Source organism: Pelagicoccus albus (assembly GCF_014230145.1).
Lineage (GTDB): Bacteria > Verrucomicrobiota > Verrucomicrobiia > Opitutales > Opitutaceae > Pelagicoccus > Pelagicoccus albus.
In genome coordinates, this window is the sequence record NZ_JACHVC010000001.1 from 18,318 (window position 1) to 44,218 (window position 25,901).

Annotated in this window: 18 protein-coding genes; 4 read left to right on the plus strand and 14 right to left on the minus strand. The window is 55.1% G+C overall.

The genetic code is table 11. The features are described from left to right. Window positions 1-120 precede the first annotated feature (120 nt). Window positions 121-2,166 carry a hypothetical protein gene (locus H5P27_RS00100; RefSeq protein ID WP_185658347.1) on the minus strand — a complete coding sequence of 682 codons (2,046 nt, stop codon included), beginning with the start codon at window positions 2,164-2,166 and terminating at the stop codon, window positions 121-123. Window positions 2,167-2,333: 167 nt separating this feature from the next. On the opposite strand from H5P27_RS00100, the gene H5P27_RS00105 reads away from it, so the two are divergent. Both H5P27_RS00105 and H5P27_RS00110 read left to right on the plus strand, forming a co-directional pair. After that, on the plus strand, window positions 2,334-2,591 hold the full coding sequence (locus H5P27_RS00105) for a type II toxin-antitoxin system Phd/YefM family antitoxin (RefSeq protein ID WP_185658348.1): 258 nt from the start codon (window positions 2,334-2,336) through the stop codon (window positions 2,589-2,591). Next, window positions 2,579-2,887, plus strand: a complete 309-nt coding sequence (locus H5P27_RS00110; protein ID WP_185658349.1) for a type II toxin-antitoxin system RelE/ParE family toxin — start codon at window positions 2,579-2,581, stop codon at window positions 2,885-2,887. The genes H5P27_RS00105 and H5P27_RS00110 overlap by 13 nt, the downstream gene beginning before the upstream one ends. Window positions 2,888-3,061: 174 nt before the next feature. Here the strand turns inward: H5P27_RS00110 and H5P27_RS00115 are convergent, their stop codons facing one another. Both H5P27_RS00115 and leuS read right to left on the minus strand, forming a co-directional pair. Continuing rightward, window positions 3,062-3,898, minus strand: coding sequence for an LpxI family protein (locus H5P27_RS00115; protein ID WP_185658350.1), 837 nt, complete (start codon window positions 3,896-3,898; stop codon window positions 3,062-3,064). 174 nt (window positions 3,899-4,072) lie between these two features. After that, entirely contained in the window at window positions 4,073-6,640 is a 2,568-nt protein-coding gene (leuS, locus tag H5P27_RS00120; protein ID WP_185658351.1) for a leucine--tRNA ligase, read from the minus strand. A 186-nt stretch (window positions 6,641-6,826) separates the two neighbouring features. Here leuS and H5P27_RS00125 point away from each other — a divergent pair, with 186 nt between their 5' ends. Next, entirely contained in the window at window positions 6,827-7,639 is an 813-nt protein-coding gene (locus H5P27_RS00125) for a hypothetical protein (protein WP_185658352.1), read from the plus strand. 2 nt (window positions 7,640-7,641) lie between these two features. Here H5P27_RS00125 and H5P27_RS00130 read toward each other — a convergent pair whose 3' ends face one another. The 4 genes from H5P27_RS00130 to H5P27_RS00145 form a co-directional block, all read right to left on the minus strand. Further along, window positions 7,642-8,304, minus strand: a complete 663-nt coding sequence (locus tag H5P27_RS00130; protein ID WP_185658353.1) for a TetR/AcrR family transcriptional regulator — start codon at window positions 8,302-8,304, stop codon at window positions 7,642-7,644. 108 nt (window positions 8,305-8,412) lie between these two features. Further along, on the minus strand, window positions 8,413-10,902 hold the full coding sequence (locus H5P27_RS00135; protein ID WP_185658354.1) for an esterase-like activity of phytase family protein: 2,490 nt from the start codon (window positions 10,900-10,902) through the stop codon (window positions 8,413-8,415). A 227-nt stretch (window positions 10,903-11,129) separates the two neighbouring features. Beyond that, window positions 11,130-11,864: a DUF3307 domain-containing protein gene (locus tag H5P27_RS00140; RefSeq protein WP_185658355.1), complete on the minus strand. Its 735-nt coding sequence runs from the start codon at window positions 11,862-11,864 to the stop codon at window positions 11,130-11,132. A 37-nt stretch (window positions 11,865-11,901) separates the two neighbouring features. After that, window positions 11,902-12,549 (minus strand): hypothetical protein, encoded by a 648-nt coding sequence (locus H5P27_RS00145; RefSeq protein WP_185658356.1) that lies wholly within the window; start codon window positions 12,547-12,549, stop codon window positions 11,902-11,904. 210 nt (window positions 12,550-12,759) lie between these two features. On the opposite strand from H5P27_RS00145, the gene H5P27_RS00150 reads away from it, so the two are divergent. Continuing rightward, entirely contained in the window at window positions 12,760-13,680 is a 921-nt protein-coding gene (locus tag H5P27_RS00150; protein WP_185658357.1) for a uracil-DNA glycosylase, read from the plus strand. A gap of 30 nt (window positions 13,681-13,710) precedes the next feature. Here H5P27_RS00150 and H5P27_RS00155 read toward each other — a convergent pair whose 3' ends face one another. From H5P27_RS00155 to H5P27_RS00185, 7 genes are all read right to left on the minus strand, one after another. Continuing rightward, window positions 13,711-15,480, minus strand: a complete 1,770-nt coding sequence (locus H5P27_RS00155; RefSeq protein WP_185658358.1) for an endo-1,4-beta-xylanase — start codon at window positions 15,478-15,480, stop codon at window positions 13,711-13,713. 164 nt (window positions 15,481-15,644) lie between these two features. Next, window positions 15,645-19,316 (minus strand): TonB-dependent receptor plug domain-containing protein, encoded by a 3,672-nt coding sequence (locus tag H5P27_RS00160; protein WP_185658359.1) that lies wholly within the window; start codon window positions 19,314-19,316, stop codon window positions 15,645-15,647. Between the two features lie 288 nt (window positions 19,317-19,604). Continuing rightward, window positions 19,605-21,986, minus strand: coding sequence for a hybrid sensor histidine kinase/response regulator (locus H5P27_RS00165; RefSeq protein ID WP_185658360.1), 2,382 nt, complete (start codon window positions 21,984-21,986; stop codon window positions 19,605-19,607). Between the two features lie 180 nt (window positions 21,987-22,166). Beyond that, window positions 22,167-22,805 (minus strand): LuxR C-terminal-related transcriptional regulator, encoded by a 639-nt coding sequence (locus H5P27_RS00170; protein WP_185658361.1) that lies wholly within the window; start codon window positions 22,803-22,805, stop codon window positions 22,167-22,169. A gap of 379 nt (window positions 22,806-23,184) precedes the next feature. Further along, a complete protein-coding gene (gene beeR, locus H5P27_RS00175; protein ID WP_185658362.1) occupies window positions 23,185-24,303 on the minus strand; it encodes a BeeR family actin-like protein in 1,119 nt (372 codons plus the stop codon). 55 nt (window positions 24,304-24,358) lie between these two features. Beyond that, a complete protein-coding gene (locus tag H5P27_RS00180) occupies window positions 24,359-24,949 on the minus strand; it encodes a hypothetical protein (protein WP_185658363.1) in 591 nt (196 codons plus the stop codon). Window positions 24,950-25,178: 229 nt separating this feature from the next. Beyond that, window positions 25,179-25,883, minus strand: coding sequence for a YceH family protein (locus tag H5P27_RS00185; RefSeq protein WP_185658364.1), 705 nt, complete (start codon window positions 25,881-25,883; stop codon window positions 25,179-25,181). Window positions 25,884-25,901 lie beyond the last annotated feature (18 nt).

Genomic DNA, 25,901 nt, shown 5'->3' on the forward strand with positions numbered 1-25,901 from the left:
TCTGAGTGTTTGGTCGTGTGGTTGTGATGTATCGCTCGCTTATCTGATCGCGTCTCCAGCACATACCGCGGTTTTATTCGTTTCGGTTGGATCGCGACCGAGGTCGCTCCTACCTGTACTTTATTCGAAGCGAAGTTCGGAGAAAACTGCCCAATCGTAGGAGCTGTTCTTGGGCCCTTTGTCTACGGTGAGGCGTAGGGTCCGTCCACTCGCGGCGGGAAGTGGGAGTGATACCGTTTGCGGTCCTCGGTCGCCTGGGACGTCCCTTGGATTGAGATGCTGGGAATCGAGCAGCTGTTCCTCTCCGCCGATGATCAGAGTCCATGTGATCCCGACGCCATCGGTATTGCCGCCTTTGCTGTAAGCTCCTTCCAGCATCGCTATATCGCATTGAAAACGCTGACTGCTATCCGGGACAGGGAAATCCAAATGGGCGGGAGGATGGAACATGTAGAAGCGTTTCCCATCGATCTCGTAGGATTGCACTTCGTAGGCCAGATCCCAACCGCTGGGTTGGACTTGGAAATTGGCTAGATTCGGGATGGGGCGACGATCGAAGTGTACGATGTTGAGCGAAGCTTCGGCCTGTCCCCAATTATTAACTACGGATATGTCGGCGGGACGGAGGTCTCTATGTGCGATAAGCTTCTGGAGATTGTCCTCGGTCGGGGCTTGGATGAAATTAAGATAGCCGTTGGGGACGCGACCTGAGTAGCCGTTGATGGTTGCTCTGCCGGTCTCGAGGGCGGCGGCCCATGCGTCGAGATGTACGTTGGGCAAAAACTGATTGGTTGGGCCCGGAGCTAGCGCCAGCACAGGGCGATCTCCCGCTTGGGTCCATTGCTCGATAATCGCTTCCCGACGGGCGACCGCTATTTCCTTTGGGAAGGAGTTTTGGAATAAGGTGAGTGATTCCAAGCAGGAGAAAAGAATGACCGAGAGGAGAATCCAACGGAGTGGTTTCCGATGAACCTGTTGTATCAAGACGCTAATTACGGCGGCGAGGGCGGATAGCTGCAAGATATGGATAATCAGGATAGAGCGGTTCGGCGCTCTGAAGGTTCGTAAGCTCTCTAAATGCTCAGCCAGCCACAAGTAGAGGCCGCTATTTCCAAACCGCGTGAATAGGAGGATCAGGCCAAAGGCGGAAAGAGCGCTGACGATGGCGATGGTTTTGATGCGTTTCTTGTCTGTGGGAATCCAAAGCGTAGCAACGGCTGCCAGAATGCCGATCCAGGGGATGAATCCGGAGAAGAGGGCGAACTCAGAGCGATTGACAGGAGCAGTGGTGTGGTAGAGCCAGGAGTACAGCCATTGCCCTTTGGCGGGCAGCAGCCAGTCCGTAGGAGTTGGCGACAAGGCTTGCACTTCGCTCCATGACCTCGTCCCGCTTTGAGCCTCGGCGAAATAGAGCCAATACATGTAGAAGCAGAGAAGAATCGCCGCCAGACTGGCGATGAGGGAAAGCCAGGAGAGCCCCTTGAGTGAAACGGTGGAAGGTGATCTGTCTCCAAAAAATGGAACGAGGCAGAACGGGGCGATGCCAAGTGTTCCGAAAAAGCCAAGGTAGGGAGAACAAAGGTGGAGCCATGCAAGGCACCCCGCCAGTTGTATCCATTTTAGCCATGACGGGCTCGCTGAGAGGCAAGCGACGATCGCGAGAGCGAAGATGAAGGGGAATACGGGAGAAACCTGGATATGCTGGCCTATGAAGTGAACTAGGATGGAGGGGCTTCCCATGGCAAAAGCAAGCGGGCCGATGAAAAGCCAAGGTAGTTTCAGGACTCGCAGTAGATAGGCCGAGCTCAGCAAGTTTAGGGCGACGATCGTGAGGCACCAGATTTGGAAGGCTCCTTCGACGCTTGCCCCTAGCATTCGGGCTATTGCGTAAAACCCAACTGTGCCGAGGTGGATGTCGGAGTGGGAAATGGTGCCCTCGACAGGGTAGAATTGACTCGGGCTTTTGAAGGATGCTTCGCCCGCTATGGACTGGTAGACGTGCTCCAGTTGGAGGTTGTTTAGTCTGCCATCACCGAGGTCCCCGGGGAATTCTTGGCCCCCGGAAAAGATGATGGATTTCCCGGCGTGCAAGAGACCCAACAAGAGCCAAATACAAAGATAGAGCGACGGCCAAAGAAGACTTTTGGGTTCGTTATCGCTCGTCATGTTTATATTTCAGATTCCGAAAACTCGCCAGCGTGGCGTGGTTGGGGTCGGGCTCAAGTTCACTTTTAGGTGGAGTAGTGCCCTTTCTTTCTAGGGCTTGAGTGAGTCTTAGCTGTATCCGAAAGGAAGGTTTGCCTTTAATGTAAGTATCACTTTAGTGATACTTTATGAGAATCGAACTTGTCACAAGTCTGAAGAGGCGTGCAACTGAGATCATTCGCGAATTGAATCAAAAGCGCGACCCCGTCCTGATCACCGAGCACGGAAAGCCTGCAGCTTATTTGATAGATGTTCAATCGTTCCAAGAGATTATGAAGAGGAATGAACTGCTGGAAGGCTTAGCTCGTGGAGAGTCAGCCATCGAGCAGGGGCGGGTTGTATCTCAAGTTGGTGCGAAAGAGCGAATGAGTAAATGGCTCGCGTAATCTGGGCGGAAACCGCCCTCAGGGATCTGGAATCGATAGCTGAGTATATCGAGTTGGAGGATCCGACTGCAGCAAAACGCGTGGTTAGACGTGTTTTCGAGAAGACTGATCAACTGATAGATTTTCCTGAGTCGGGCTCTGTTCCGAAGTTGTTGAGAGGAACCCCATACCGGAGGCTGATTTCCAAGCCGGTTTTGATCTACTATCGGATTGAAGATGAAGTCGCTTACGTGGTTCACATTGTGAAAGAGGAGCGAGCCTTCGATCTGTCTCGGATTGTTGAAAGTCAAAAATAGTTCGGATCCCGTTCCGGCGAATATCCTATGTAAATCAGGACTAGAGATCCGTAATTGCATCGTTTTAGTCGAGACGAACGATTCGGAGAAAAATCGAGGCTGAGTTGCATGCCCAGTTGTCAGATTTCCCAGTAGTTACAGTGCTGGGACCTCGGCAGGCAGGTGAATGACGCTTTAGAAGCCGATTAGCTGGATCTTGTGGCGTTTGGCTTCGGCTAGGATCTGTTCCTTTTGCACCATGATGACACTACCGGCTTTTAGGACCGCGGTGCCGATATTGTGCTCGGCCATGACTTCCAGGGTACGTAGTCCAAAAACGGGTACGTCGAAGCGGTAGTCCTGTTCCGGCTTGATCGTTTTGACGAAAACGAGCTGCTCGGTCTTGAAGCTGCCGGCTCGCTTGAGCATGGGGTCGGTCCCTTCAAAGGCTTCTACGGCGAGGACAGTGCCTTTGCGGACTACTACGCCTTGGCCGACGTCGAGGCGGGCCATCTCTTGAGCAATCTCGATACCGTGCTGGATGTAGGTGTCTTCGATTTTCTCGTAGGCCTTGGTCATGTAGCCGGGAGTGGCTAGCTGGTCGTCGAGAAAGCAACGGGCATCGAGGGCGACTTGGCCGTTGGCAAGCAGTTCGTCGGCGATGGCTCCGAAAATGGTATGAGCGTTTTTGCGTTTGAGCTTAACGAGCAAGGTTGCCGCCTTGATGTCCGGTTTCAGATCCTTGAAGAGCTTGCCTGGTTTGACTTGGCCGGCCGCGATGGCGTAGCGGCAGCCGAAGGCTTTGATGGCTTTGAGCCAGGCTCCGATCTTACCGACGTTGATAACGACCCGATGGTTTTCCGGAAAGAGGTCGATGGTCTCTTGAGCGGCTTCACCTTCGAAGGCCATCAGCCTCAGGTTCACGCCCGCAGCCAAGGCCTTCTCCGCCACCAGCTTCGGGTATTCGCCGCGACCGGCAATTAGGACGACGGGCGCGGATTTATCGAAATCTGGTGGTAGGAATTGGGACATGGTTTTGTTTTACCGCAAATGACCGCGAATGCGCACCGGTATCGTATTAGAATTTTGTTTGAACCACAAGAGGCACAAAATTCACAAAGGTTACATTTTGTGCCTCTTGTGCTTTTTGTGGTTTCCTAAACTCTCCGTGCTTCAGTGTTCTTTGTGGTTCCGATATTTTGCCGTCTAGTTGGCGACGATGTTTAGGATCTTGCCGGGGACGTAGATGACTTTGCGGATGGTTTTGCCTTCCGTGTGGGCGGCTACGCGTTCGTCGGCTTGGGCGAGAGCGAGGACTTCGTCTTGTGTGGAAGTCTTGGATACCATCGCTTGACCGCGGAACTTCCCGTTGACCTGGAAAACGATCTTAACTTCGTCGGAAACCAGTTTTGACTCGTCGAGCTTGGGCCAAGGGCCGAGGCCAACCGATGTCGTTTCACCGAGACGATTCCAGAGCTCTTCACCAATGTGCGGAGCCATGGGAGATACCATTTGCACCAACGCTTTCGCGGTGGCGAGGCTGATGGTTTCCACGCCTTGCAGATGATTGACGAAGATCATCAGTTGCGAAATGGCGGTGTTGAAACTCATGCCTTCGATGTCTTCGCTGACCTTTTTGATGGTTTCGTGAAGGAGCTTTTCGGTTTCCTTGGAATCTTGGAATCCGTCTTGGATCTTGGAGCTGACTTCGCCGTCCTTGCCGACGATTTCACGCCAGATCTTGTTGAGGAAACGGCTAACTCCGCCGATGCCCTTGGAGTTCCAAGGCTTGCGGGCCTCGAGTGGTCCGAGGAACATCAGGTAGGTACGCAGGGTATCCGCTCCGTATTCATTAACCACTGACACGGGATCGACACCGTTTCCGGCAGACTTGGAAATCTTCTTTCCGTCTTCGCCTAGGAGCATGCCTTGGTGGAAGAGCTTGCCAAATGGTTCCTTGGTGGGGACTACGCCTGCATCGTAGAGCACCTTGTGCCAGAAACGTGCGTAGAGAAGGTGAAGCACCGCGTGCTCCGCTCCGCCCACGTACATGTCGGGAGTTTTCCAATACTCTAGAGCTTCTGGAGAGGCGAGGAGCTCCTCGTTGTGAGGATCCATGTAGCGAAGGTAGTACCAGCAAGAGCCGGCCCATTGCGGCATGGTGTTGGTTTCGCGGGAAGCGCGTACCCACTCGGCGCCTTCCGGCTTTTCCTGTGAGGCAGGAACGAATTCGCCGGTCGCGTAGTTGTACCAGATCTCCATCCAGTCTTCCGCTTTCTTGAGCGGACTTTCGCCAGTGCCAGCTGGCTCGTAGGATTCCACGTAGGGAAGCTCGAGCGGCAGGGCGGCGGGAGGAACGGGCAGGGCGTAGACCTTGCCGTCTTCATCTTCGTAGGTGACGGGCTCTTCGGGCAACCAATCGGAGATAGCTCCGCTAGCGGCGGCCGCTTCGTAGTCCGCTTGGGAAACCCAAGCGATCGGGAATGGCTCGCCCCAGTAGCGTTGACGGGAGAAGAGCCAGTCGCGCAGCTTGTATTGGGTGGATTCCTCGCCTGTGCCCTTGGCTTTGAGCTGAGCGGTGATCTTTTCCTTGGCTTCTTCCCATGGGAGGCCATCGAATTCGCCGGAGTTTACCAAAACGCCGTCGCCAATGTAGGGGAGGACATCTTCGTCGCTGCCCTTGATGACGGGGGTGATCGGCAAATCGAATTGCTCCGCGAACTCGAAGTCACGCGTGTCGTGGGCCGGTACCGCCATGATGGCTCCGGTGCCGTAGGAAATGAGAACGTAGTCCGCTACCCAGACCGGGATCTTTTCGCCGGTGATGGGATGGATGGCGTAGGAGCCGGTGAAGACGCCGGTCTTTTCCTTGGCCAGGTCGGTGCGTTCGAGGTCGGACTTGCCGGCTGCGGCGGTCACGTAGGCGTCGACCGCCTCCTTCTTGTCCGCTACGGTGAGCTTGCCTAGAAGAGGATGCTCCGGAGAAACGACCATGTAGGTCACGCCCATCAAGGTGTCCGGACGAGTGGTGTAGATTTCCAGCGATTCTTCCAAGCCGTCCAGACCGAAGCGTACGGTGGCTCCGGTGGACTTGCCGATCCACTCCTGCTGCATCTTCTTGGTAGAGGCAGGCCAGTCGACGAGCTCCAAGTCTTCGATGAGGCGATCCGCGTATTCTGTGATCTTGAGAACGACCTGACGCAGATTGCGGCGAACGACTGGGTGGTTGCCGCGTTCCGACTTGCCGTCGATCACTTCCTCATTGGCCAATACGGTCTTCAGCTCGTCGCACCACCAGACAGGACGCATGTCGACGTAGGCAAGGCCGCGTTTGAAGAGTTGAAGGAAGATCCACTGGGTCCAGCGGTAGTATTTCGGGTCGGTGGTATCGACTTCGCGGTCGTAGTCGAAGGAGAAGCCGACCGATTTGAGCTGGTTGCGGAAGTGGCCGATACGCTCGACGGAAGTGACGCGCGGGTGCTTGCCGGTCTTGATGGCGTACTGTTCGGTGGCGAGGCCGAAGGCGTCCCAGCCGATCGGGTGCAGCACGTTCTTGCCCTTGGCGCGCTGGTAGCGAGCGAGGATGTCTGAACCAGTGTAGCCCAGCGGGTGGCCGATGTGCAGGCCCGCTCCGGACGGATATGGGAACATGTCCATCACGAAGTACTTTTCCTTTTCGGAATCGTTGGAGGCCGCGAAGGTCTTGTTCTCGTCCCAGAATTTCTGCCAGGCCGGCTCTATTTCGCTGAAATTGTAGTCTGCGCTCTTTGCCATGATTGCTAGTGGTTCGGAAAAGGGGACGGATGTTGGGGATTTTTAGGGAAGAGTGAAGGGTTAAATGACGGGGCCAAACGGATAAGGCTTCCGCGTGAATTCCTTCGCTTGGCGGCACCTCCAAACGCGCTGGTCGGAGGCTTCGAAAACGAGGCTGGCAAGGGCTTTGCTATGTAGGGGCAACTTATGAATTTCGAACCAATTTTGCCTAGCCAATCCACCTCTGTTGCAAGCTTGAACCACAGGGCCTCGGAAGTCTGCTCGCCGGGATTCGAGCCCCAGCTGCAAGGAGCGGAGACGGAAAAAACTGCCGCCCAGGCGGAGCGTTTTTCCGAACTGGAAAATTCGTTCTACGAATGGCGAGACGGGCTAGACACGACTCATCCGCTGAATTTGCCCCGCTACCAGCAGGTGGTCGGGAGCACTGAAGACTTTTTGTCCATCGTGGAAAAGGCAGTGGTTGTAGACGGCTACTCGGATCCCTTGGCCTTCGTGCAAAGCCTTTCCCGCGGGGAGCTGGCGACTCTGAAGGCGATTCATTCCACGGGAGACTTAGATCCGTCGACGATGACAAAGGAGGGAGCTTTGAATCTAATTTTGCCCGCCAGCGAACGCCAGGACATCGACAACGACGGGTTTGTGGAAAGAGGTCACGGAGTGGGTTGGAGCTTTCCTCCGGTGAATGCCTCACAATCGGTGCACGACGCATGGGAGCAGGCCACCGAAGGTATGAGCGAATCCGAGAAGATGCTGGCTCAAGGGATGTTTTTGCCCTCCATGATCAGGCTCGACGAGGTGAATGGGCAGGTGGTCCGAGTCGAACGCTCAGAGGCAAATAATCCTTACGCCCGACCAAACTTTCCCTTTGGCAGCTTGATCGATCAACGACTCGAAAACATGGAGGCGTTCAAGTTCGATATGAAGCCCGAGCAATACGAATTCCAGAAAGATTTTCTGACTCGATTCGGAGAAGCCCTTTCTTTCGCCGGGCTTAACTAAGCTCAGAGAAGGTGGGTCGGCAGCGGAGAAAAACGCGTGTCGGAGCTCGGTTCCGCCAATTCCAAGGCGGCAGCTTTGGCCTTCGCCGCGGCTGCGGGATCTTTGAACAAATGGGCTTTGGTGATGGCTCCTTCGGCTAGGAAATAAAACTGTTCGGCAAGTTCCTTTGAATCGGAAGCATCCAGATCGTTGGCAATCTCAACCAGCTTCTCGAGGATGTCCTGCTTGTGTTTCCGAACGGCTTGGAGGACGGGCGAACTCTGGTCAGGATACTCAGCAATCGCGCGTTGAAAGGGGCAGCCCTTGAAATCCTTTTCCGCAAACCAGTTTTGGTGGAAATCGAAAAAAGCCTCCAACCTGTCGGAGGGATCCTCGCCACCAGAGCCCAGGGCTTCGGAGAGTTTGGTAAACCGTTTGGCCGCGTGTCGCTCGAGGGCGGCCACGATGAGATCGTCCTTCGATTCGAAGTGATTGTAGAGAGTCATCTTGGCTACGCCCGCCTCGGCCAAAAGGGTGTCGATGCCAATGGCGTGAAATCCGCCGGCGTAGAAAAGCTGCAAGGCGGTATCGAGAAGATGGTCGCGTTTGGGGGACTTGCGGCGTTTGCGGGGGTAGACGACTTCGGACATGGGAGCCACAGTGAAGGCGATATTGTCAGGAATCAAGGGTAGACAGATCTGTACTGAAAATTGTGCGTGGGCTTGTCTTTGGGAACGAAAAAGCCGCTCGGTGGAACCGAGCGGCAATGTCAGGCTTTGTGTTACAAGCGGGGGCTAATTGAGAGGGAGGGGGCCAATCTTTATGAACTGTGTTTCGCCACTGCTGTCGTCCACGCCGTCGTTGTCCGTCACGATTACCGCTTCGCCATCGGCGAGAACCGCGAGGCCTTCGACCTTTTCGATTACATAGCCGTTGGCGGATTCGAGGTGAGGCAGCAGATCGACAACTTCAAGCTTGGCGAGTGTTTCGAAGGAGTCGGACATGTCCTCCGGCTTAAAGTTCACTCCGTCGATGGAGAATTGGTAGATCTTCTTGATCGTCGCATCCAAGTTTCCTTGGTTGTCGCGCTCGACCACTACGAAGTTTGAGTCATTGATGGCAACGATTTCGGACAAGCCAACCCAACCACCCGCGGGGGAGGTAGGCGTATCCAGAGGATAGAACGCAAAGGTCCACTCGCCGGTAGCGGTATCATAGCGTCCGATACGGGGATGAGGATCGCCGGCCCATTTACGTTGGATCGCTACATACAGCACTTCACTGCTGCCGGATCCGACCGAGGTAACACCTTCAAATCCGAAGCGAACCTGCTTAGCGTTGGTTGCAAGCGGCATGCTTACGACTTCTTCGATGCTGCCATCTTCGGCGACTTTGTAGAGCCAGTCTAGGGATTCGATAGGGCGGCCGGAGTCGCCCACAGTGCCAGCTCCTTCAGAGGCCAGCCAAAATCCTCCGTCAGCTCGACGCGCAAGCCCCTCGGGATCGACGTTTATGGTGCCGTCTTCGTTGATGAGGCTGTCTTCGCTCATTTCGAAGTATTCTAGACCCCAAGCGTTGATGGCGTCGTAGTAAGGGTTGCCGGGAGTGGTGGCGGCGAGGATCGCGTTTTCGATTGCTGTTGCGAAGGCGTTGTAGCTATCGACTAGGACGATTTCCTCGTCAATGAGGGCGGGGAAGCCGGAGGTATCCACACTGAAGATACGGCTCTTCTTATAGAAGCTGTCGTAGACTGTCCATGCTTGAGACGCGTCGCTAGGATCGGCGGCCAGAGCGGACAATGCTGCCCAGGGAATTGGGGTTCCATCGGCACGATCTTCGGATGCGATGGTTGGGTAGTCTGGCTCGTCGGCGTCATACTTGTAGAGGGTAACGGCGGCTCGGAATTTATCCCCGCGTGAATCTTCTTCACTCGCGGTAACGAAGAGGTCTCTTCCTGGAATAGCGAGCAGACCTTCCGGACCCATTCCGCCGGCAAGAACTTGGAGGAATTCCGGTTCGTCAGAGCCCTTTGGTAATTTATAGACGGATACGACGCTGGAACGCTCGGAGCCAATGAAGATAAGTTGGTCCTTACCGTATTTTGCTACGGTTACGCCTTCCGGTTCGTTGCCCTTGTTTTCGGAACGACCTTCTGGGTAATGCCCAACCATGGCGGTTATGTGGTCGTCGGCGTAGCCAGAGCTGAAGAGGACGCTGCCATCTTTGTGGTAGATAGTGAAGCCGCGAGATCCACCGTCGAGGTCACCCTCGTCGGCGGTTACGAATCGGTCCTCGTCGATCCAAGCGACCGCGTCCGCTTCGCGAGGGACATCATAGAGATTGTCCTTCAGCTCGATAAGGTCGTTTTCGTTGGTGTCCACGAGAGTGAGGTCAACGGTGCCGGCCGAGAAGTCGTTAAGCACTGCCCCACTGGGCAGGTCCACGATGATCAGGTGATTGTTTTCCTGTAGGGTGATAACAACTTGGTTATGCTTGTTGATGTCGACGAATTCAGGCTCCGGATCTTCTGGGAAAAGATCGCAGATGCCGGTCAAGTCTACAGGGCGAACTTCCCACATGGTGGGATTTCCTGTGAGGTCGACGATGGCGAGGAAGCCAGCGGGAGCTTGCGGAGGAGTTCCGTCGCCGAGATCTTCATCCCGTTCGTTTTCGATCGCCACAGCGGCAAAACGTCCGTCCGGGCTGATAGCGATGGCGTCCGGTTGGCCGCCAAGCTCGAAGCTCGCGATTTCTACTTGGCTATCGATATCGATGACTACTAGCTTTCCGCTTGTATTCACAAAATCCTCACTGGTGTTAACGCATGCGAGGGCGTAGTTTTTGTGTACTTTGACAGAGGTTGGTTCTCCGCCCAGATCCACTGTGCCAAGAGGCATGGGCTCGTAGGGATCGGTGATATCGACGAAGCCTAGGGCTTCAAGCTCAGCGTCTGTGTAGACGAGGGTTTTGCCGTCTTTGGTCGCGGCGATGATTTCGGATACGGTATCCTCCTCGATGCTCGAATTTAGAAAAACCGGAAAAGTGGCGATTCGATGGAAGTAGGTTTCTGTGGACGCCGGTTTGTCAGGTCCTGGCTTGCCGGGCTTTCCTGGTTTTCCGCCGGGGCCGCCGTCGGTAGGTGGAGTGCCAGGATTTGGCTCTGGATTGAGGAGAGGAAGGAGTAGGAGAGCGAGGAGGAAGGCGAGTCCGAATAGGAGGGACAATCCTTTCGCCGCGGAGGATGATGCCGTTCTGGAAGAACGAGACATGTTCAGTAGGCTCATGGTTTTTGGTTGGTGTATGTTGAGGTACGAGACCCGGAGCGTTTTGCTCCGTCCGTGAACCCTTTCACCATGCTAAACCGTTTTCAATGTACCCATTGTAACATTACCGAGTCGGGGGCGTGTCGATTCTATGACAGTATTACATATACATGTGGTTACATTGTGAATACGTAAAATTCGGCACTCCGGAGTCGGGTCAGCCTCGCAGCCCGATTAGCCTGCTAACCTTACCCGAGGAGCAATTTTGTCGCGAAAGCGAGGGCGATGCCGAGTGTGAAGCTGAGCAATGTGCCGACGAGGATATACTCGGTTTCGCGTCGGCTCTCGTTGGCCTTCTGGAAACGAAGAACGGACTTGGCCGCGATGAGAAAACCGGCTGCAGCCAGCTGGCCACTGTATACGAAAATGAGCAGGAGTAGACGCTCGAGGTGTCCGATGTAGCGGCCGGCCCGGTAAAGTCCGGAATCGACGGGAAGCTCCTTGGGGTCGGATGAAATCATAGCCGGCAGGGCTTTGGCGATGAAGTGACCAGCGGCGAGCGTGTTGGCGATGATGCCTGATATGATCACAAGGAGATGCAGGTAGGAGACTGGGTTTTGCTCGAACCACCAAGGATCGAAAATCTTAAGCCGGCTCCAATCGAGGGAACTCAGGGCAAAGATAACCGCAAGGTGGGCGGCCTGATCCGCGACGAAGGCGCCGGCCTCGGAAACGCGAGCTGTCGACAAGCGCGTTTTCAGCAGATCGATTAGGCCGTGGCTTGCGGTTACGAGTAGGGGAAGCCGCCATTCCGAGAAGTCGCCCAGCAACAGATAGGCGCAAAGGCCAGTGATGAGAAGGTGGAGCAGCAGAGTCAGGGGCCGGCCTTTGCTGCGAGCAATGGAATCGGTCTGCAGGGCGAAGTCGGACAGCATGTGAGCTGCGAGGAGGGGAACAAAAATCGCTAGATCGAAGGTGGGCATGGATAAGGGGAATGGGTCGGTCGGATCGGGCGAATTACTAGACTTCTGGCTTCGAGTCGGCGAGCGTGTTTTCGAGTCCGAGGGAAATGGAGTGAAGGGCGGACTTTACGAGCTTCCATTGGGCGCTGGCAAGGTGCTTGCCGAAGGCTTGGGCGGAAATTGGCGGCTGGAAGCGTTTGGCCAGTTCGTACTGGTTCTCTTCCGAGAAGGCGAGGGACACCGCTTGGGCTTGTTTGGAGGTCCAACCGGAGGTAAGGGCGTCCAAGAGAGAGACGGCTGCTCCCCCGAGCTCATGACTGGAAGTGGGAAGTTCTGGGCTCAGCTGCAGGGAAAGGCGCCGCTCTTCCGGCATCGATTTCAAGGCCCGCCCGGAGAGCACGAAGGCTTCCCCTTGCGAGAGGGAAATCTTCTCTGGGTTCAGGCTTTCGTAGCTGCCGATCCCGATGCTTACCCGCGTATCGATCTCCAGTTTCGCGAGCAAGGCTGCCCGCAGCTGGACCGCTAGCTGCAAGGCGGCCGATGTGGGCTTACAGAGACATTGCCAGCTGTCCCCTGCAAAGACCTCGAAATGGGCGGCCGAAGGGTGGGCCTCCACCATCTCCATGAGGCCGGAGTGGAGCGACTTGCGTTGGCGGGCGTCCAACTCCTGAGAGCCGACTATGTCTCCAGTTAGAATGCTGATCACAGATAAATATAAAAAGGTTTATTATAGAAAAGTAAACATAAAAAGGTTTAAATAAACATTATAAATGTAAAAAGGTTTATGGGTGTTCACCTGAGGGGATTGGGTTTTTGTTTCTGATTGAGCTTGGACAAGCGACAGCCGCTTGGCATGTTGGTCCGGTTTTATGGTCACCGGAATTGTTCAGGAAAAGGTCCTAACCCATCGCTAGGCATGAAGGCGGAAGTCGAAGCGCTAGTCGAAGAGTTGAAGCGTTTGCGCAAGGCAGGCGTGTCGCGTGTTAACGTATCCGACGCGGCTATACAGGCCTTGAAGCGGCATGCCAAGGCTCCGACCCTAGATGCGAAGACGAGGGCCGCGGTGCTCGAATCCATTCCCGACAAGGTTCGTTCCGCCGACGGAAGGGATTTCGACAAGGTCCTGACTGAGACTAAGACGGAAACGAAAAAGGCGGCGGCTTCCCGCAGCTATGGAGCGAAGCTTCCCCGTCCGCCGCGAGTGCACTTGCCGGAAGGGGACAAGCAGACGCGCTGGGACTACCTCAAGGAAAAGGTCTTAACTTCGTCTACTTGCAACGAGCATGTGAAGCCCGGGAAAAAGGTCGTTTTTGGCATCGGCAATCTCGATGCCGACATCTTCTTCTGTGGCGAGGCTCCCGGAGCGGATGAGGAAACCCAAGGCGAACCCTTCGTCGGTCCAGCCGGTCAACTTCTGGACAAGATGATTGCCGCTATGGGTATCAAGCGAGCGGATGCCTACATCGGAAACATCATGAACTGGCGTCCCGAGATGCCTGGTCCGAGGGGAAATCGTCCGCCGACAGCTGAGGAAATGGCGTATTGCATGCCCTTTCTCAAAGCTCAGCTCGAGATCGTGCAGCCCAAGGTGATTGTGGCCTTGGGAGCAACGGCAGCCAAAGGGCTCTTGGGGGCGGACTCGTTTCGAGCCTTGCGTGAGGTAAAGGGCAGCTGGCAAGAATTCGAAGGAATCCCCGTGATGCCCACCTACCACCCATCGTATTTGCTCCGCAATGACACGAAGCGCGACAAGCGTGGCGCATGGGAGGATTGGCTAAAGGTGATGGAAAAGATCGGGCTTCCGATCAGCGACAAGCAAAGCCGTTATTTCCTCTAAAGCGTTCGGCCGCGGCCCGGGCCGCTTCGCTCATCGTTCTTTGGTAGCGATCCGGTAAAAAAGGTCCGTTTCGAATAAGGGGAGGTGGACTGTGTAATTGGCGAAGCCGTCGATAATGGTTGGGAAGTAGACTCGTTCGAAGCGGGGAGCATATTCCCAGTTTACCAAGTCGCTCGATTGCATGACGTCTGCGATTATACCGGAGTCGGCGGCCCGAAGGGCGTAGCGAATCGAATAATTGACTCCGTCGCTTGTCACGAACTGAGGGGATTGCGGGGAATCGAAGGCCAGCGGATCAGTGCCGAAGGCGAATTCCGAAAAGTTGTCCACTCCATCCGCGTCCGGATCGGCGTCCCGCTCGCTCGAGCTTTCCAGCCAATCGATGCGATCACTCCATTCGTCGTAGGTGGTCGCGTCCAGGGCGTCGATTGAGAATTCGAAAGTTACGGTATCCTCGGAGTCGATACGGACGATGGCTTCTTGGGATTCGCCTTGGTAGGTCACGGTCACGCGATGTGAGCCTTTGAAGGTATTGGCTGCGAATGAGCCGGAAGACGAGGAGAGGCCTTCGTGGTCCTCCCACCATTCTCCTTCTACTTTGTCGATCCAGAGTTGTCCGGTGGCCTTGAGTTCCGGCTCGATTTGGGTTCGAGTGGTTCCGCTATCGTCGTCGGATAGGTCGTCGTACATGATGGAATTTCCCCGCCAGTGATCGAAGTCGTTCAAGCCCCAAATGGTTAGGCCGTCGACGGAGGGGTGCTCGAAGGCGGCCTCCAGCACCGCTTGAGTAACGGAGACTTGTTCTTCCATGGTGGGATTTGGCCAGCCCCAGGAATTGTCGAAGAAACGGTTTTGCACCGACATATCCAGCTCCGTAATTTCCAGTCGCAAGCCCGGCAGGCCATTCGGATGATTGGCAGTCGGCTCCATGGGAGCGGCGAGAATGTCTAGCCGGCGGGTGACGCGCTCTTTGGTGGTCGTGGGTCGGTCCATGTGAGCTTGTAGGCCGATCCCGTCGATCTGTCCCCCGGCGTCGCGGACGGCGTCGATGAAGGCTTTATAGGCAATGACATCCTCGTCCTGATCCGTCCAGTAGTTGAGGATGTTGTAGTCGTTGATAAAGAGGACCGCTTCCGGATCGGAGGCTTTGGCTTGGTTGAACCATTCGGCAACTTTGGCCGCTTGCGCCGTGGTGTCGCTCGAGTCGGCGATCTTGTCGATGAGAAGTTCCGGCACGTGGAAGTGCTCGTTGTACAAGTCGAAGTTGTCGATGCCCGAGTCCTTGAAGGTGGCGTGATAGTCGCTGACGTGCTCGAGGATTTGTTGTTGGATGTAATCGCCATCGGACGAGTTCCTGACTCGGGTGGGAACTTGGTAAGACGAACCCCAGACGGTGACGTGTCCCCGCAGGCGCAGAGCGTCTGGACTGTCGAAGGCGGCCAAGGTTTTTGGCAGGGCGGCTAGAGCTAGGTTTTCCTCTTCCGAGCGAGCTTCGTAGTAGGTCCACTTCATGACATTTCCGTAGGTCATGGAGTTGAAGTGCTTTTGTAGCTGTTCGACGGTGAAGGGATCGTAGCCCGAGGATTCCGGATCGATGCGGTGGTGCTCCACGGCGCAGCCGAAGCGGAAAGCGTGGTTGAGCATCTCGATCTGAATGGTAGCTCCTTCCAAGGGCGTTCCAGACACAGTCTGGACTTGGACGGTCAAATCCGCCTTTCGGTGGGAGATGTCTGCTTGGGCGAGAGAGTAGGGCAGGCCGATGAGGGCCAGGGTGGCGAGCAAGGGGGTACGCTGATCCATGGTGTATTTAACTCCGGAGAGTCGGGGTTTCCTTCCACTTAAATACAGGCCATGCCCAAAGCACGCAGTCTTTCCTTGGTCTAACTATTTGAGTAGACGCGAAAAAAGGCGGACCCGCTGGGGATCCGCCTCGAACGTCAATCGGCAAAAGGTTTCGCTTGGCGTTAGAACTTGAAGGTATTGGTCAACTGCCAGGTCATGCCCTCGACGATGCGCATCGCTGCGGCGGTACCGTCGGGATTGGCGCTGATGGCGACCAAGTGAGGGTTTTCTCCGATGTTTTTCATGTTCAGCTGAATGCTCCAATCGAAGTTCTCGAACGGTTTCGAGTAGCCGACCCAAGCGTCGAAGGCGCTTTCCTCTTCGCCGTAGAATGGCTGGTCGACGTCCAAGCGATGCTCGGTCAGGCCAGTCGCTTCGTCGTAGATTTCAGCCAAGCCGTAACCCAGGATTTGAGCATCTGCCCAGCGGTAGGCCATCCCGACCTTTGCCCCTTTCATGCGACCTTCCGTGAAGTCGTAGTTTTGCACGAGACTGAACTTCCAAGGACGGATTTCCGCGGCTTGCGATCCATCCTGATCCAGCTGGAAGAGGTAGGCTGCATAGACGTTGGTATTGAAGTACTCGCGGATGGTCTTGTCGCCCGCCCACCAGAGACGAAGGTCGCCGGCCGCGGTGTTGTTGAAGCGGTCGTAGACGTCCTCGATGTAGGAGATGAAGGCCGCATCCAAGTTAGTGCGAGTGGCAGTGGTCTTGGACATATTGAAGCTCACGTTCCAGTTGTCGGTGGGACGCGCGGTCATCTCCAACTCGAAGCCTTTCGATTCCGTATCCACGGTTGCGACTGGATAGAGCCCGCCGATCTTGCCCGCTCCTGCGGCTTGCAGAGCTCCGACACCGTTGTAGACGCTCCAGTCTCCCATGCCGGTTGCGTAATCGCCCGCTTGGATGGCCGCGACGTCCACATCAATCCCATAGGCATCGTACCAGGCTTGGCTTTGCATGCTGGCGATCCAGGCGGCGGAGGCTTCCTGCTGGGCGATGGTTGACTCGCTGGTCAAGTAAGCCTCGCTGGTTGGGTCTGCGTAAGTGTCCCAGTCCCAGCCACCATCGACGTAGGCCCAGTTCCAGTACCACTCCAGTCCGCTTGCTTCACCTAGGTTTCCAAGGTTGTTGGTAACCGCGGAAGCTGTACCCCAGCCCTCTAGCAAGTAGAGATAGTAGGTGTTGGATCCCAAGGTGCTGGAAGCGGAGTCGCCACTCAGGTTGGCATTGAAGACCTTGGTTTTGTACCAGTTGGCCCGCATGGATAGACGTCCGTTGGCAGTCTCCATCACGAAGCCGTAGTCTTCCGACTCGCCCTGCGAGTTAGGCAGCAGGCTGCCGTCGAAGCCGACGCGTTGCTCGGTGTTGAAGTTGCTGGAGTTGTTGTAGGTTAGGCTCAAGTCCGTGCCCCAAGGAAGGGAGTTGCGGAAGCTGTCTGGCATATGAACGACGACGCCGTAGCTTCGTGTATCGCCTTCGCTGACCAAGTAGACAGGAGTATCCCCATCGCTGGAAGTGTAGTCCATCTGAGCTACACTGTATTCGCCAAGGGGGGCGTTCGCGCTTTGTGTAGTGACTTTATCATGACGCCACGAAAAGACGGGTACGATCATGTTGTCGAGCATGTGCCCCTGCCAGGTGAAACCGTATGAGTCGATGGTCTTGTCGGTCTTGCTGCCATTGGTGTAGAGCTGGTCGATGTCTCCATTGTCCGCGCTCAGGATGTCCACTTCGGTGGTGGTCCAGCCGACGTAGTTCTCCGGGTTTTCCGATTGGGTGGAATCTGGGTTGTCCGCGTCGGTTGGGTTTTCCCAGTAGGCGGCGGGATCGACGTAGTCCGATGCAGTGGGATCGAGCGACCATTTCCAAGTCGAGTCGAAGTAGGTGACTGTGGTGGAAGTCGGAATGGTGATCGTATCCGTGAGGTAGGACAACTGACCAGAGGCGGAGTCGAGCTCGCTCAAGTCGTCGCTCAAGTAGTAGATCCAATCGATCTGGCGGGCTCCGTCTGAGATGGAGGTTGATAGGCCTTGCATTTCAGCCCATTCCGGATCCGTCGCGTAAAGCACGTAGCTGCGGGAGTCGGTGAACTTTTCGCTACGCTCCCAAAGGCCGGTGATGTTGTGGTATCCAAGAAAGTCCGACAGGGCGGAGTCTTCCATGAACTCGGTGAAATCGATTTCCCCAGCAGCGGTGAAACGCAGACTATCACGAATGATATGGTTGGTCGAATTTCCGTAGTGGGAGGAACTGCCGATGTAGGCTTGGCCAACTCCTTCATTCTCTACCGCAAGGTCAGTGTAAGCAGCGGGGTACTCGGCGGTGTAGGCGTTGATGTCCACGCTGATGTAAGGAGAGGAACCCAGGAAGATGCCCTGCTGGCCGTTTTGGTAGTCCTGATGGTCGTAGTCCAAACGGAATGCCAAGCGATTGTTGAAGAAGCTTTGAGTGAAGGATGCGTTGTAGCTTTCCCACTCTTGCCACTCCTTCTTGTTGTTGCCGTCGATCAGGTGATTGTAGAAATCGAATACAGAGGCATCGGTGAGGCTGACGTCTTTGTAGACGTTGTAAATCGCTCCATCTAGGTCGGCTGATATGGAATATTGGTTGTATCCAGCGATACCGATGTTTCTACCGAAGGGAATGCCGCCGATGCTTGCGTCAACCGTACCATCGGTCCCGATGCCTTGGAGCGTCGATGCATTGGATTGGATAACCTTGTAGGCTTCGGTGCTTTGGTCGTACCAGAAAACTGGATTCGAGCTGCCGAGGCGGGCCATGTAGTAGTCGACCCAGCTATTCCATTCGCCTGTATCGTTGTCAGGGACCACTGTATCCCAGGCTTCGTACATATCCCATGATTGTTGGGCGATCGCGTCCTCGTCGAAGTAGGCGGAAATCTTGTCGATGGGAGCCAAGGTGCGAGGACGGTTTGACTGGATGTCGCCGTGTTCGAAATTGGCGGTGATGATCGTTTGAGCTCCGTCTGCCTTGAACAGGTTCGGCTGGTAACGGATAGCCGCGTAGAAACGGTTGTCGTTGTTGTAAGCCTCCTCTTGACGGTAGTTAGTATCGTCGTCCAAGGCCGCAACTCGGACCGCGAGCACGTCTTCCAGCACAACCGTATTTACGTTGAGGCTATTGCGGAAGGAACCGAACCCATCGACCCGGTTCTCGTAGGTCTTTTCGTCGCCGGAAAGGGAGGCTGTTTGTAGGCCGGCGTTGATGATCCCCGCTGGGCTGCCCACCCCGAAAAGAATGGAATTTGGACCCCGCTGCAGGTCGACGCGATCAACGATGTATCCATCCCAAGGAATTTCACTCTGGAAGTAGTCTCTTGTGTTGTCAGCGGAATCCAATCCGCGGACGCGCGTGTTGTTACTTGGACGGAGGAGGGCTGCCGTTTCGGAGATTCCGTTGGCATTTCCCATCCCGCCGAAGTTTCCGTTGAGCCCGCCGACTTCCGTATTCGCGGTGTAGACCAGCAGGTCTTCCGTATTTTTGGATCCGGTGTCCTCAAGGAAATCCTTGGTGACAACACTAATGGAGGAGGCGATATCTCTTAGGTCGGTTCGAATGCGGGTACCTGCCAGAGTGGTAGTGGCCTGGTAGCCCTGTTCGCTATCCGCCGTAACTTCGAAGGGACTGAGTTCGAAGATCTCTTCCGGATCTTCCTCATCCTCCTCTTGGGCGTAGGACACGCGGGCTAGCAATGCCGATACGCCTAGGGTCGCGTACAGGCAGGTTCTCAATAGGTAACCTGTTCCCTTGGGTGGGGTGGTTTTAGTCATCTTATAGTGTGTGTTTGGTAGGGGGAAATTCTAGCTTCGCGATCGTTGGGGCCGTGGGGCGGATAGGGTATCGCGCTTTTCGTTTACGGCGCTTAGATGCAGTTTGGATACTACTTTTCCATTACATTAATGTAATGGATTTAATCGTTCTTTCTGATGAGCGTATCCGATGTTTGGATATGGGGATTAAAGGGGTTAAAAACGGGTTGAACAGGGGTCGATTTAGGGTGCAAAAAACGCGAACCCAGATGGGTTCGCGTCGAGGAAGTTAAATTCTTTTTGAATCCGCTATTTCTTGGCCGCGATTTCGGCAAGCTTGCGGTTCAGCACATCCAAGGGGACTGGCTTTCCAAGTACCTCGTCAACACACTCCGGCATTTCTCCAGAGTCTTTGATAAGGTCTCCGAATCCAGTGATCATGAACACCGGTGTAGTGGGGGCGATCTTCTTGATGGCGGCTGCGAGCTGGTCTCCACTCATTAGCGGCATGGCTCGGTCGGTGATGACCAGGTCGTATTCCTTGTGGCGGAACGATTCCAAGGCACTGTTCGGATCTCCGAAGACGTCGACAGTGTGTCCGCCGCTGGCCAACAATTCAGAAATGACTTCGAGGAGGACCTCTTCGTCGTCAACCAGCATGATGCGCAAGGAACGCATCTCTCCGGATTCGTCGAGATCGATTTCCTCTTTGTATTCCTGTTTGACGGCAGGGAACTCCATGATGATGCGGGTGCCGACACCTTCTTCCGATTCGATGTTGAAGGTACCATGGTGACGTTGAACGACGCCAAACACGATGGAGAGACCCAGTCCCGTGCCCAGTTTTCCCTTGGTGGTGTAGAAAGGTTCGAGACACTTGGTTCGTGTTTCCTCGTTCATCCCAGTGCCAGTATCGGAAATTACGATACGAACGCTACCATCTTGGTCAGAAACGCTGATGTTGATGGCTCCGTTTTTCTGCATGGCGTCGACGGCGTTGATGATCAGGTTGGTGAAAACCTGACGCAGTTCCGGCTCGTTACCCATGATGGGGCGTCCGGAAGACATGCTCATCTGGAAGTCGATATTCACACCGCGTGCTTCCGCCTGGTTTTTCCAGCGATGGCGGGTGAGTTCCTTCACCTGCCAGAGTAGTTCATCCGGTAGGATTTGGATGAATTCTTCGGGGCTGTTCTGGGAGCGATAAAACTCTCTTAAGCGACTGACTACTGCGGCCCCGTCCTGAGCGGCGACCTGGATTTTTTTCAAATAGGAAGTCAGCTTGCCCTTGTCCTGCATCGTTTTGGGAACGGTGAGGAGCAGTTCGGAGAAACCGAGAATAGGCGCTAGCAGGTTGTTAAAATCATGAGCGATACCAGAAGCCATCTGCCCTAGTACGCGCAAACTTTCCTGCTGGATTAGGTTTTTTTGGGTTTCCTTGAGGTTCGCTAGAGCGTCGTTTAGCTCGACGTTCTTCTTGGCTAGCTCGTTGGAGACGTTTCGCACTTCGGTGGCGTCTTCCAGAATGACAGCGAAATAATCAGCTTCCCCGGATTCGTTACGAAGGGGAGTAAGGTAGGCGTTGGCCCAGAAGGAGTCACCGTTTTTTCGATACAAAAGCAGGTTGCAAGTATGCTCTTCCTGATTCTGTAGACATTCCTCAATATCCAGAATCGCTTGGGCGTTGGTCTGCGGTCCGTGCAGTTGGGCGAGAGAGGAGCCAGCCACGCGTGAATAGCGGTAACCAGTCATATGCTCGAAGGCCCGATTGGCGTAGCAGATTCGCATGCTGGAGCCTACTCGCATGAGCAGGAGCACGGATTCATTAACCAGTTCCACGCTTGTCTTGAGCAGGTCCATGGCTGGGTTTCCACCTTCGACCGTCATGTTCTTTCCTTCGATGACCAGCTTGTCTTGCCCTAAGTCACGTCTCGCCGACAGCAGAACGGATTTGGTGGTGCCGGACTCCGATCTGAAGCGAAGGATGCAGGACTTCACGTAATTGTCTTGCTGCGTTTCCAGGAGCAGCTTCTCCAAACGCTCCGCGTCTGCACGATCGACGATTTCCCTAAGGTTGAGCTTTGGAAGTTGATCGATGGAAATGCCTAGTAGCTCAGCCCAAGAGTTGGATGCTTTGACGAAGCTTCCATCGAACTCATGAGTGGAGTTTAGGTTTAGGTTAACCGGAAAGACCTTGCCTGCGGCAGGGGTGTCTATGGCCGGTACGGCCTTAAGAACGATACGGGTCTTTGCCGGTTCGGAAGAGATAAAGAGAGGGAAGGCTTTCAAGAGAAGCCCTCTTGCCGAGTTGGTTGGACTGCTGAGGTTTACTCTAAAATCTTGTCCGGAGCTAGATGGGTCTAGATTGACAAGCCAGCTTTTGAGGGCGGGAGCGTCGGAGACCAGGAGGGCTAGGTTGGCGTGTCTGCTTTGCCCTGTGCTGAGACCCCAGATCTTTTCGCAATTGGAATCAGTCTCAATGAATGAAAGGTGACCGTCGTGCAGCGAGTAGGCGGTATTTTCGCCCGGGGTGCTCAGCTTAGCGAAAAAGGACCAGTCCAGACCCAAGCCCGAACAGGGATCCGACTTCGTCTCTTCTGGCAGTCTGTTGCCGCTCTTCTTCTCGGATAGGGCGTCGTGGCCCGATTCGATGCGGCTTTTGGTATTGTTCTTATTGCTCTCGCTAAGCATGCGGTCCGTCCTTGGAAAGCGCTTGTGGTGTTTTGGGGAGGGCTAAATCCTTTTAGCCCTTTGCCGCGGTCGGAGTTTTTCCGGACGCGGCTTGGAAGGTTCATCGGACGGAGGCGTTGGAGCTCTCCGTTCGCTGATGCATTTGTGGAATAGGTTTTTCTTGCGTATCTTCGCGCTCGATTAGGCGAGCGAGATGAGCTCGTGCTTGATGGCGTAGCGGGTTAGGGCTGCCACGTCATGGAGGTTGAGCTTACGCATGATGTTCGTGCGGTGGTTGTCCACGGTGCGAACTGAGATATTCAAACGAGACGCGATCTCCTTGGTGGAGAAGGACTCGGCTACGAGCTGCAGGATCTGCTTCTCGCGGTCTGAAAGGGGGATTTCGCTGGAAGCTGCATCTGGGTTGAGAATGAGCGAGCGCATGACGCTTGCCATTTTTGGCCCGATGAAAGTGCCTCCGCCAGAGATGATATCGAGAGCCTTTTTGAACTCGTCGAATCCGTCCATCTTATCGACGTATCCCTGAGCTCCGGCTGACAGCAGTTCACGAATGTTCGCCGAGCTCGCTCTTCCTGAGAATACGAGGACTTTGACACCGGGAACGTGAAGGGTGAGGCCACGCAGGACTTCTGTCCCGCTGAGTTCAGGAAGGCCGACGTCGAGGATAACAGTCTCGGGTTTTAGCTTGATGCACCCTTGCAATCCTTCTTCTCCGGTTCCGAACGAGCCCACTATCTCATAGCCTGGAAGCATTGAGATGAACTCAGAAACCATTTCTCGGATTGCTGTTTGATCTTCGATTATAACGACGCTTTTCATGTTAGTGATTTCCTTTTGCTCCCTTGAGTTACGGACTTGGGAACCTTTTCTTAAGCGTCAATCCGCAGTATCCTCGATGAACTAGGCTATTTCGGCGCCCTCTCATGTGGATCGAGCGGTGGGGTTTCTAGCTGACTCGTTTGACCGCGGCGTGTGGCCCCGTGCTTAGTAAACCGCAGGAGGGTACGGTTTTTAGGCAGTCGTCCAGCTAGGGGAGGAGCCAGCGGTGAGAGGCCTTCTTTTCAGGGTATCGGGGTACTGTGAATATTTTGTGTAAAAAAAAGACGGGCCCTGGTTTCCCAGAGCCCGCCATCCTATTCCTGCACCACAAAAAGTGAGTGGGGCGGTATTCCTACTACCTGTCTATTACCTGAAAATTCTATCGGAGAAGGGTTTGCCATTGGCGCTCTTTCGCTTGGAAAGCCGCTTTGATGGCGCCGCCCGCCACGCGAGTCTTGTAGTCTTCTCCAATGCTGGTGACCTTGCAGCCTTCGAAGCCTTCTTCGGTGAGAAGCTTCTGTAGGGCTGCGTCGAGTCCCTTGATCATGCTGCCACCACCGGTGATGATGATGTTTTGCAGGAGATCTGGGATGCTGTCTGGGTCGGCCTTGATGATAAGAGCGCGAACTGCTTCGAAGATCTTCTTGAGCAGGGTGTCGCAAGCGGAACCGACTGCGTCGGCCACTTCGAGCTGCTTTATCTTACCGCTGATCATGACCGGATGAGTAGCCTGCTGGGTGTTGCCCTGCACGAAGGAGTGCTTCTCCTTGATCTCGCGGCACTTGGCGATGGAGATCTGGCTATCTGGGTACTTGTTGATCAAAGAGTCTTGGATGGCTTCGTCGACGGCGTCTCCCGCGAAAGCGAAGGAGATTTGGTCCTCTGCGGATGGGTAGTACCCTTGGATGAGACAAACGTCGGTGGAACCTGCTCCGATGTCGACGAAGAGGGAGTTGCAGACAGGGTCTACGTACTCGCTCTTGACGAGCTCGGCTTCTTCTCGGCTGCCGAGAGCGGCGAGGAATGGTTCTGGGATAAGGATTACCTTGTCGAAGATGCCTGTTACCGCGAGGCGAGTGTTTTCGCGAGCGGCTGAGTCAGCGTTGGCAGGCATGCCGATCACTGCGCGGGCTTCCGCGTCGGGGGAGATGCCAGCGGTTTCCTTGAGGTGTACGAGAAAGTCGCGAGCTGCGTCCATGTCGGCGATGATGCCGTCGCGGAGCGGTTGAATGAGATTGAGGTGTAGCTTGTACTTGAGGGCGAGTTGGCCGAACAAGGTGGTGGCGTCGCCTGGGATGATGCCTGGCAGGATGCCTTCCGTAGTGTATCCCACGATGGAGGGGATCAGTTCGGAGCTGACAACTTTGCCGGTGGTTGGCTTTGCTACTTGGATGCAGGTCTGGTTGGTGCCGAGGTCGAGCCCGACAAGAAGCAGTTCATTCGTGTTCTGCTTCGCTTTCGCTTTTTTTGGTGCGGATTTGGATGTGGTGATACTCATTTTGGGTGGTCAGTTAGATTTCGTTTAGATGATGCAGGTATCGTCTGCTGAGGCATTATCCTTTAAGGATAGGGTCTATTTGCGCGTCGTTCATGCCTTCGACGATTTCGTTTAGTGAGAGTATTTCGTCGGCGAGAGCCTCGGAGTCGGCAGCTTGCAGGGCGTCGATCATGTCGCTGACATCGCCGAGCTTTATGCGGCGTCCGCCGGTATTGAAGTCGGCGGGCGGTTTAGGATCCTTCTCCACGTAGGAGGGGCGCACCCAGGATCCGGACATTTCGTTTTGGCGTTTCGCTTTCTCTTGCTCCAGCTTGGCGACGTAGAGGGAGCGGTACTTGGCGGCGATGCGTTCCTCGACTTGGGGGATGATGCGCTTGACCAAGGTTTCCTTGAAGAGCTTCTGCAGCTTGTGCCCTTGGTCTACGATGCTTTGCTCCCGAGTGAACATGTCGCGCAAGTCCGCCTTGGCATCCTCTTTCAAGCCGGTGGGGAGCATCTGCATCCACTGCTTTATGAGAGGAGGGAGTTCTTCCTTGATGATGCGACGCGACTCCCACTCCTTACCGTCACGGTGGAGAATGCAGGCTACGCGGAAACGGCCTACTATGGCGTCCCATCGGTCCTGTGCGCGGTTTGTCACTTTCATCGAGGCGATCATTTTAATTACGTCGCCAAACTTAGCGTCTCGTGTGCCAAAAGCACTAAGTCATTGATGGACAATGTTTAATAATTTTAAGGAAAAAGCTGCCTCCTTAGATACCGGCAGATTATCCCTAGTCGCCCCGCTCGGGGGTACTTTTTGCCTAGGGTTTATGGGGAGCTGGGCCCAAGAGTTCCCAGCCAACTCTTGGCTAGGCCTCGCAAACGGCCCGCGTCTATTCGAATTGGGCCCGGAATTCTGCCAATTCCGCCTGTAGCGCTTTGATAGCGTCCGCCTGATCCGACACGGTTTGTTCCAAGTTTGAGATTCGCTCTTCCACTTCGGGGGACAGGGTCATGGCCAAATCCACTTTCAAAGCTTGGTCCGGAGTCGCCGAGGTGAGTTCAGAGGCTTCGAATTCCGGCTCGCCAGAGAGCAGGTGGGCGAAGCGGCTGTCCTTTTTGCCCGGCTGGCGGGGAAGTTCAATCACGAGAGGGGAACTCCGCTGGGCCAACTCCGCCAATTCGGATTTCATTTCGTCCAGGCTTTCGAAGTGGCACATGCGCTCGCAACGAGTGCGAAGCTCACCTGCGGTTTGCGGTCCGCGTAGCAGGAGCTCGGCGAGGATAGCGACTTGCGGTTTGGGAATCGGGTAGACGTTGTCCAGGCTGTGTCGGTATTTGGCGACGCGAGCTTCGGACTGGGTGACCAGCAGAACCAGTTTTTTCAACCGCAAGGACTCTAGCCCGGTGGACACGGTCTGATCGTCGAGCTGTAATTGAGGGAGACGGTTGCTCTTCTGGTTGCAGGCATTGACCAAAGAGTTGAGCGTGAGCGGGTAAAGGTCTGGGGTGGTTGCTTCCTTTTCGATCAGGCATCCGAGGATGCGAGTTTCGACGAGGGAGAGGGGGGATGGGTCTGTAGTTGCGGTTTCGCTCATGGCCGAAGAATCCTGATG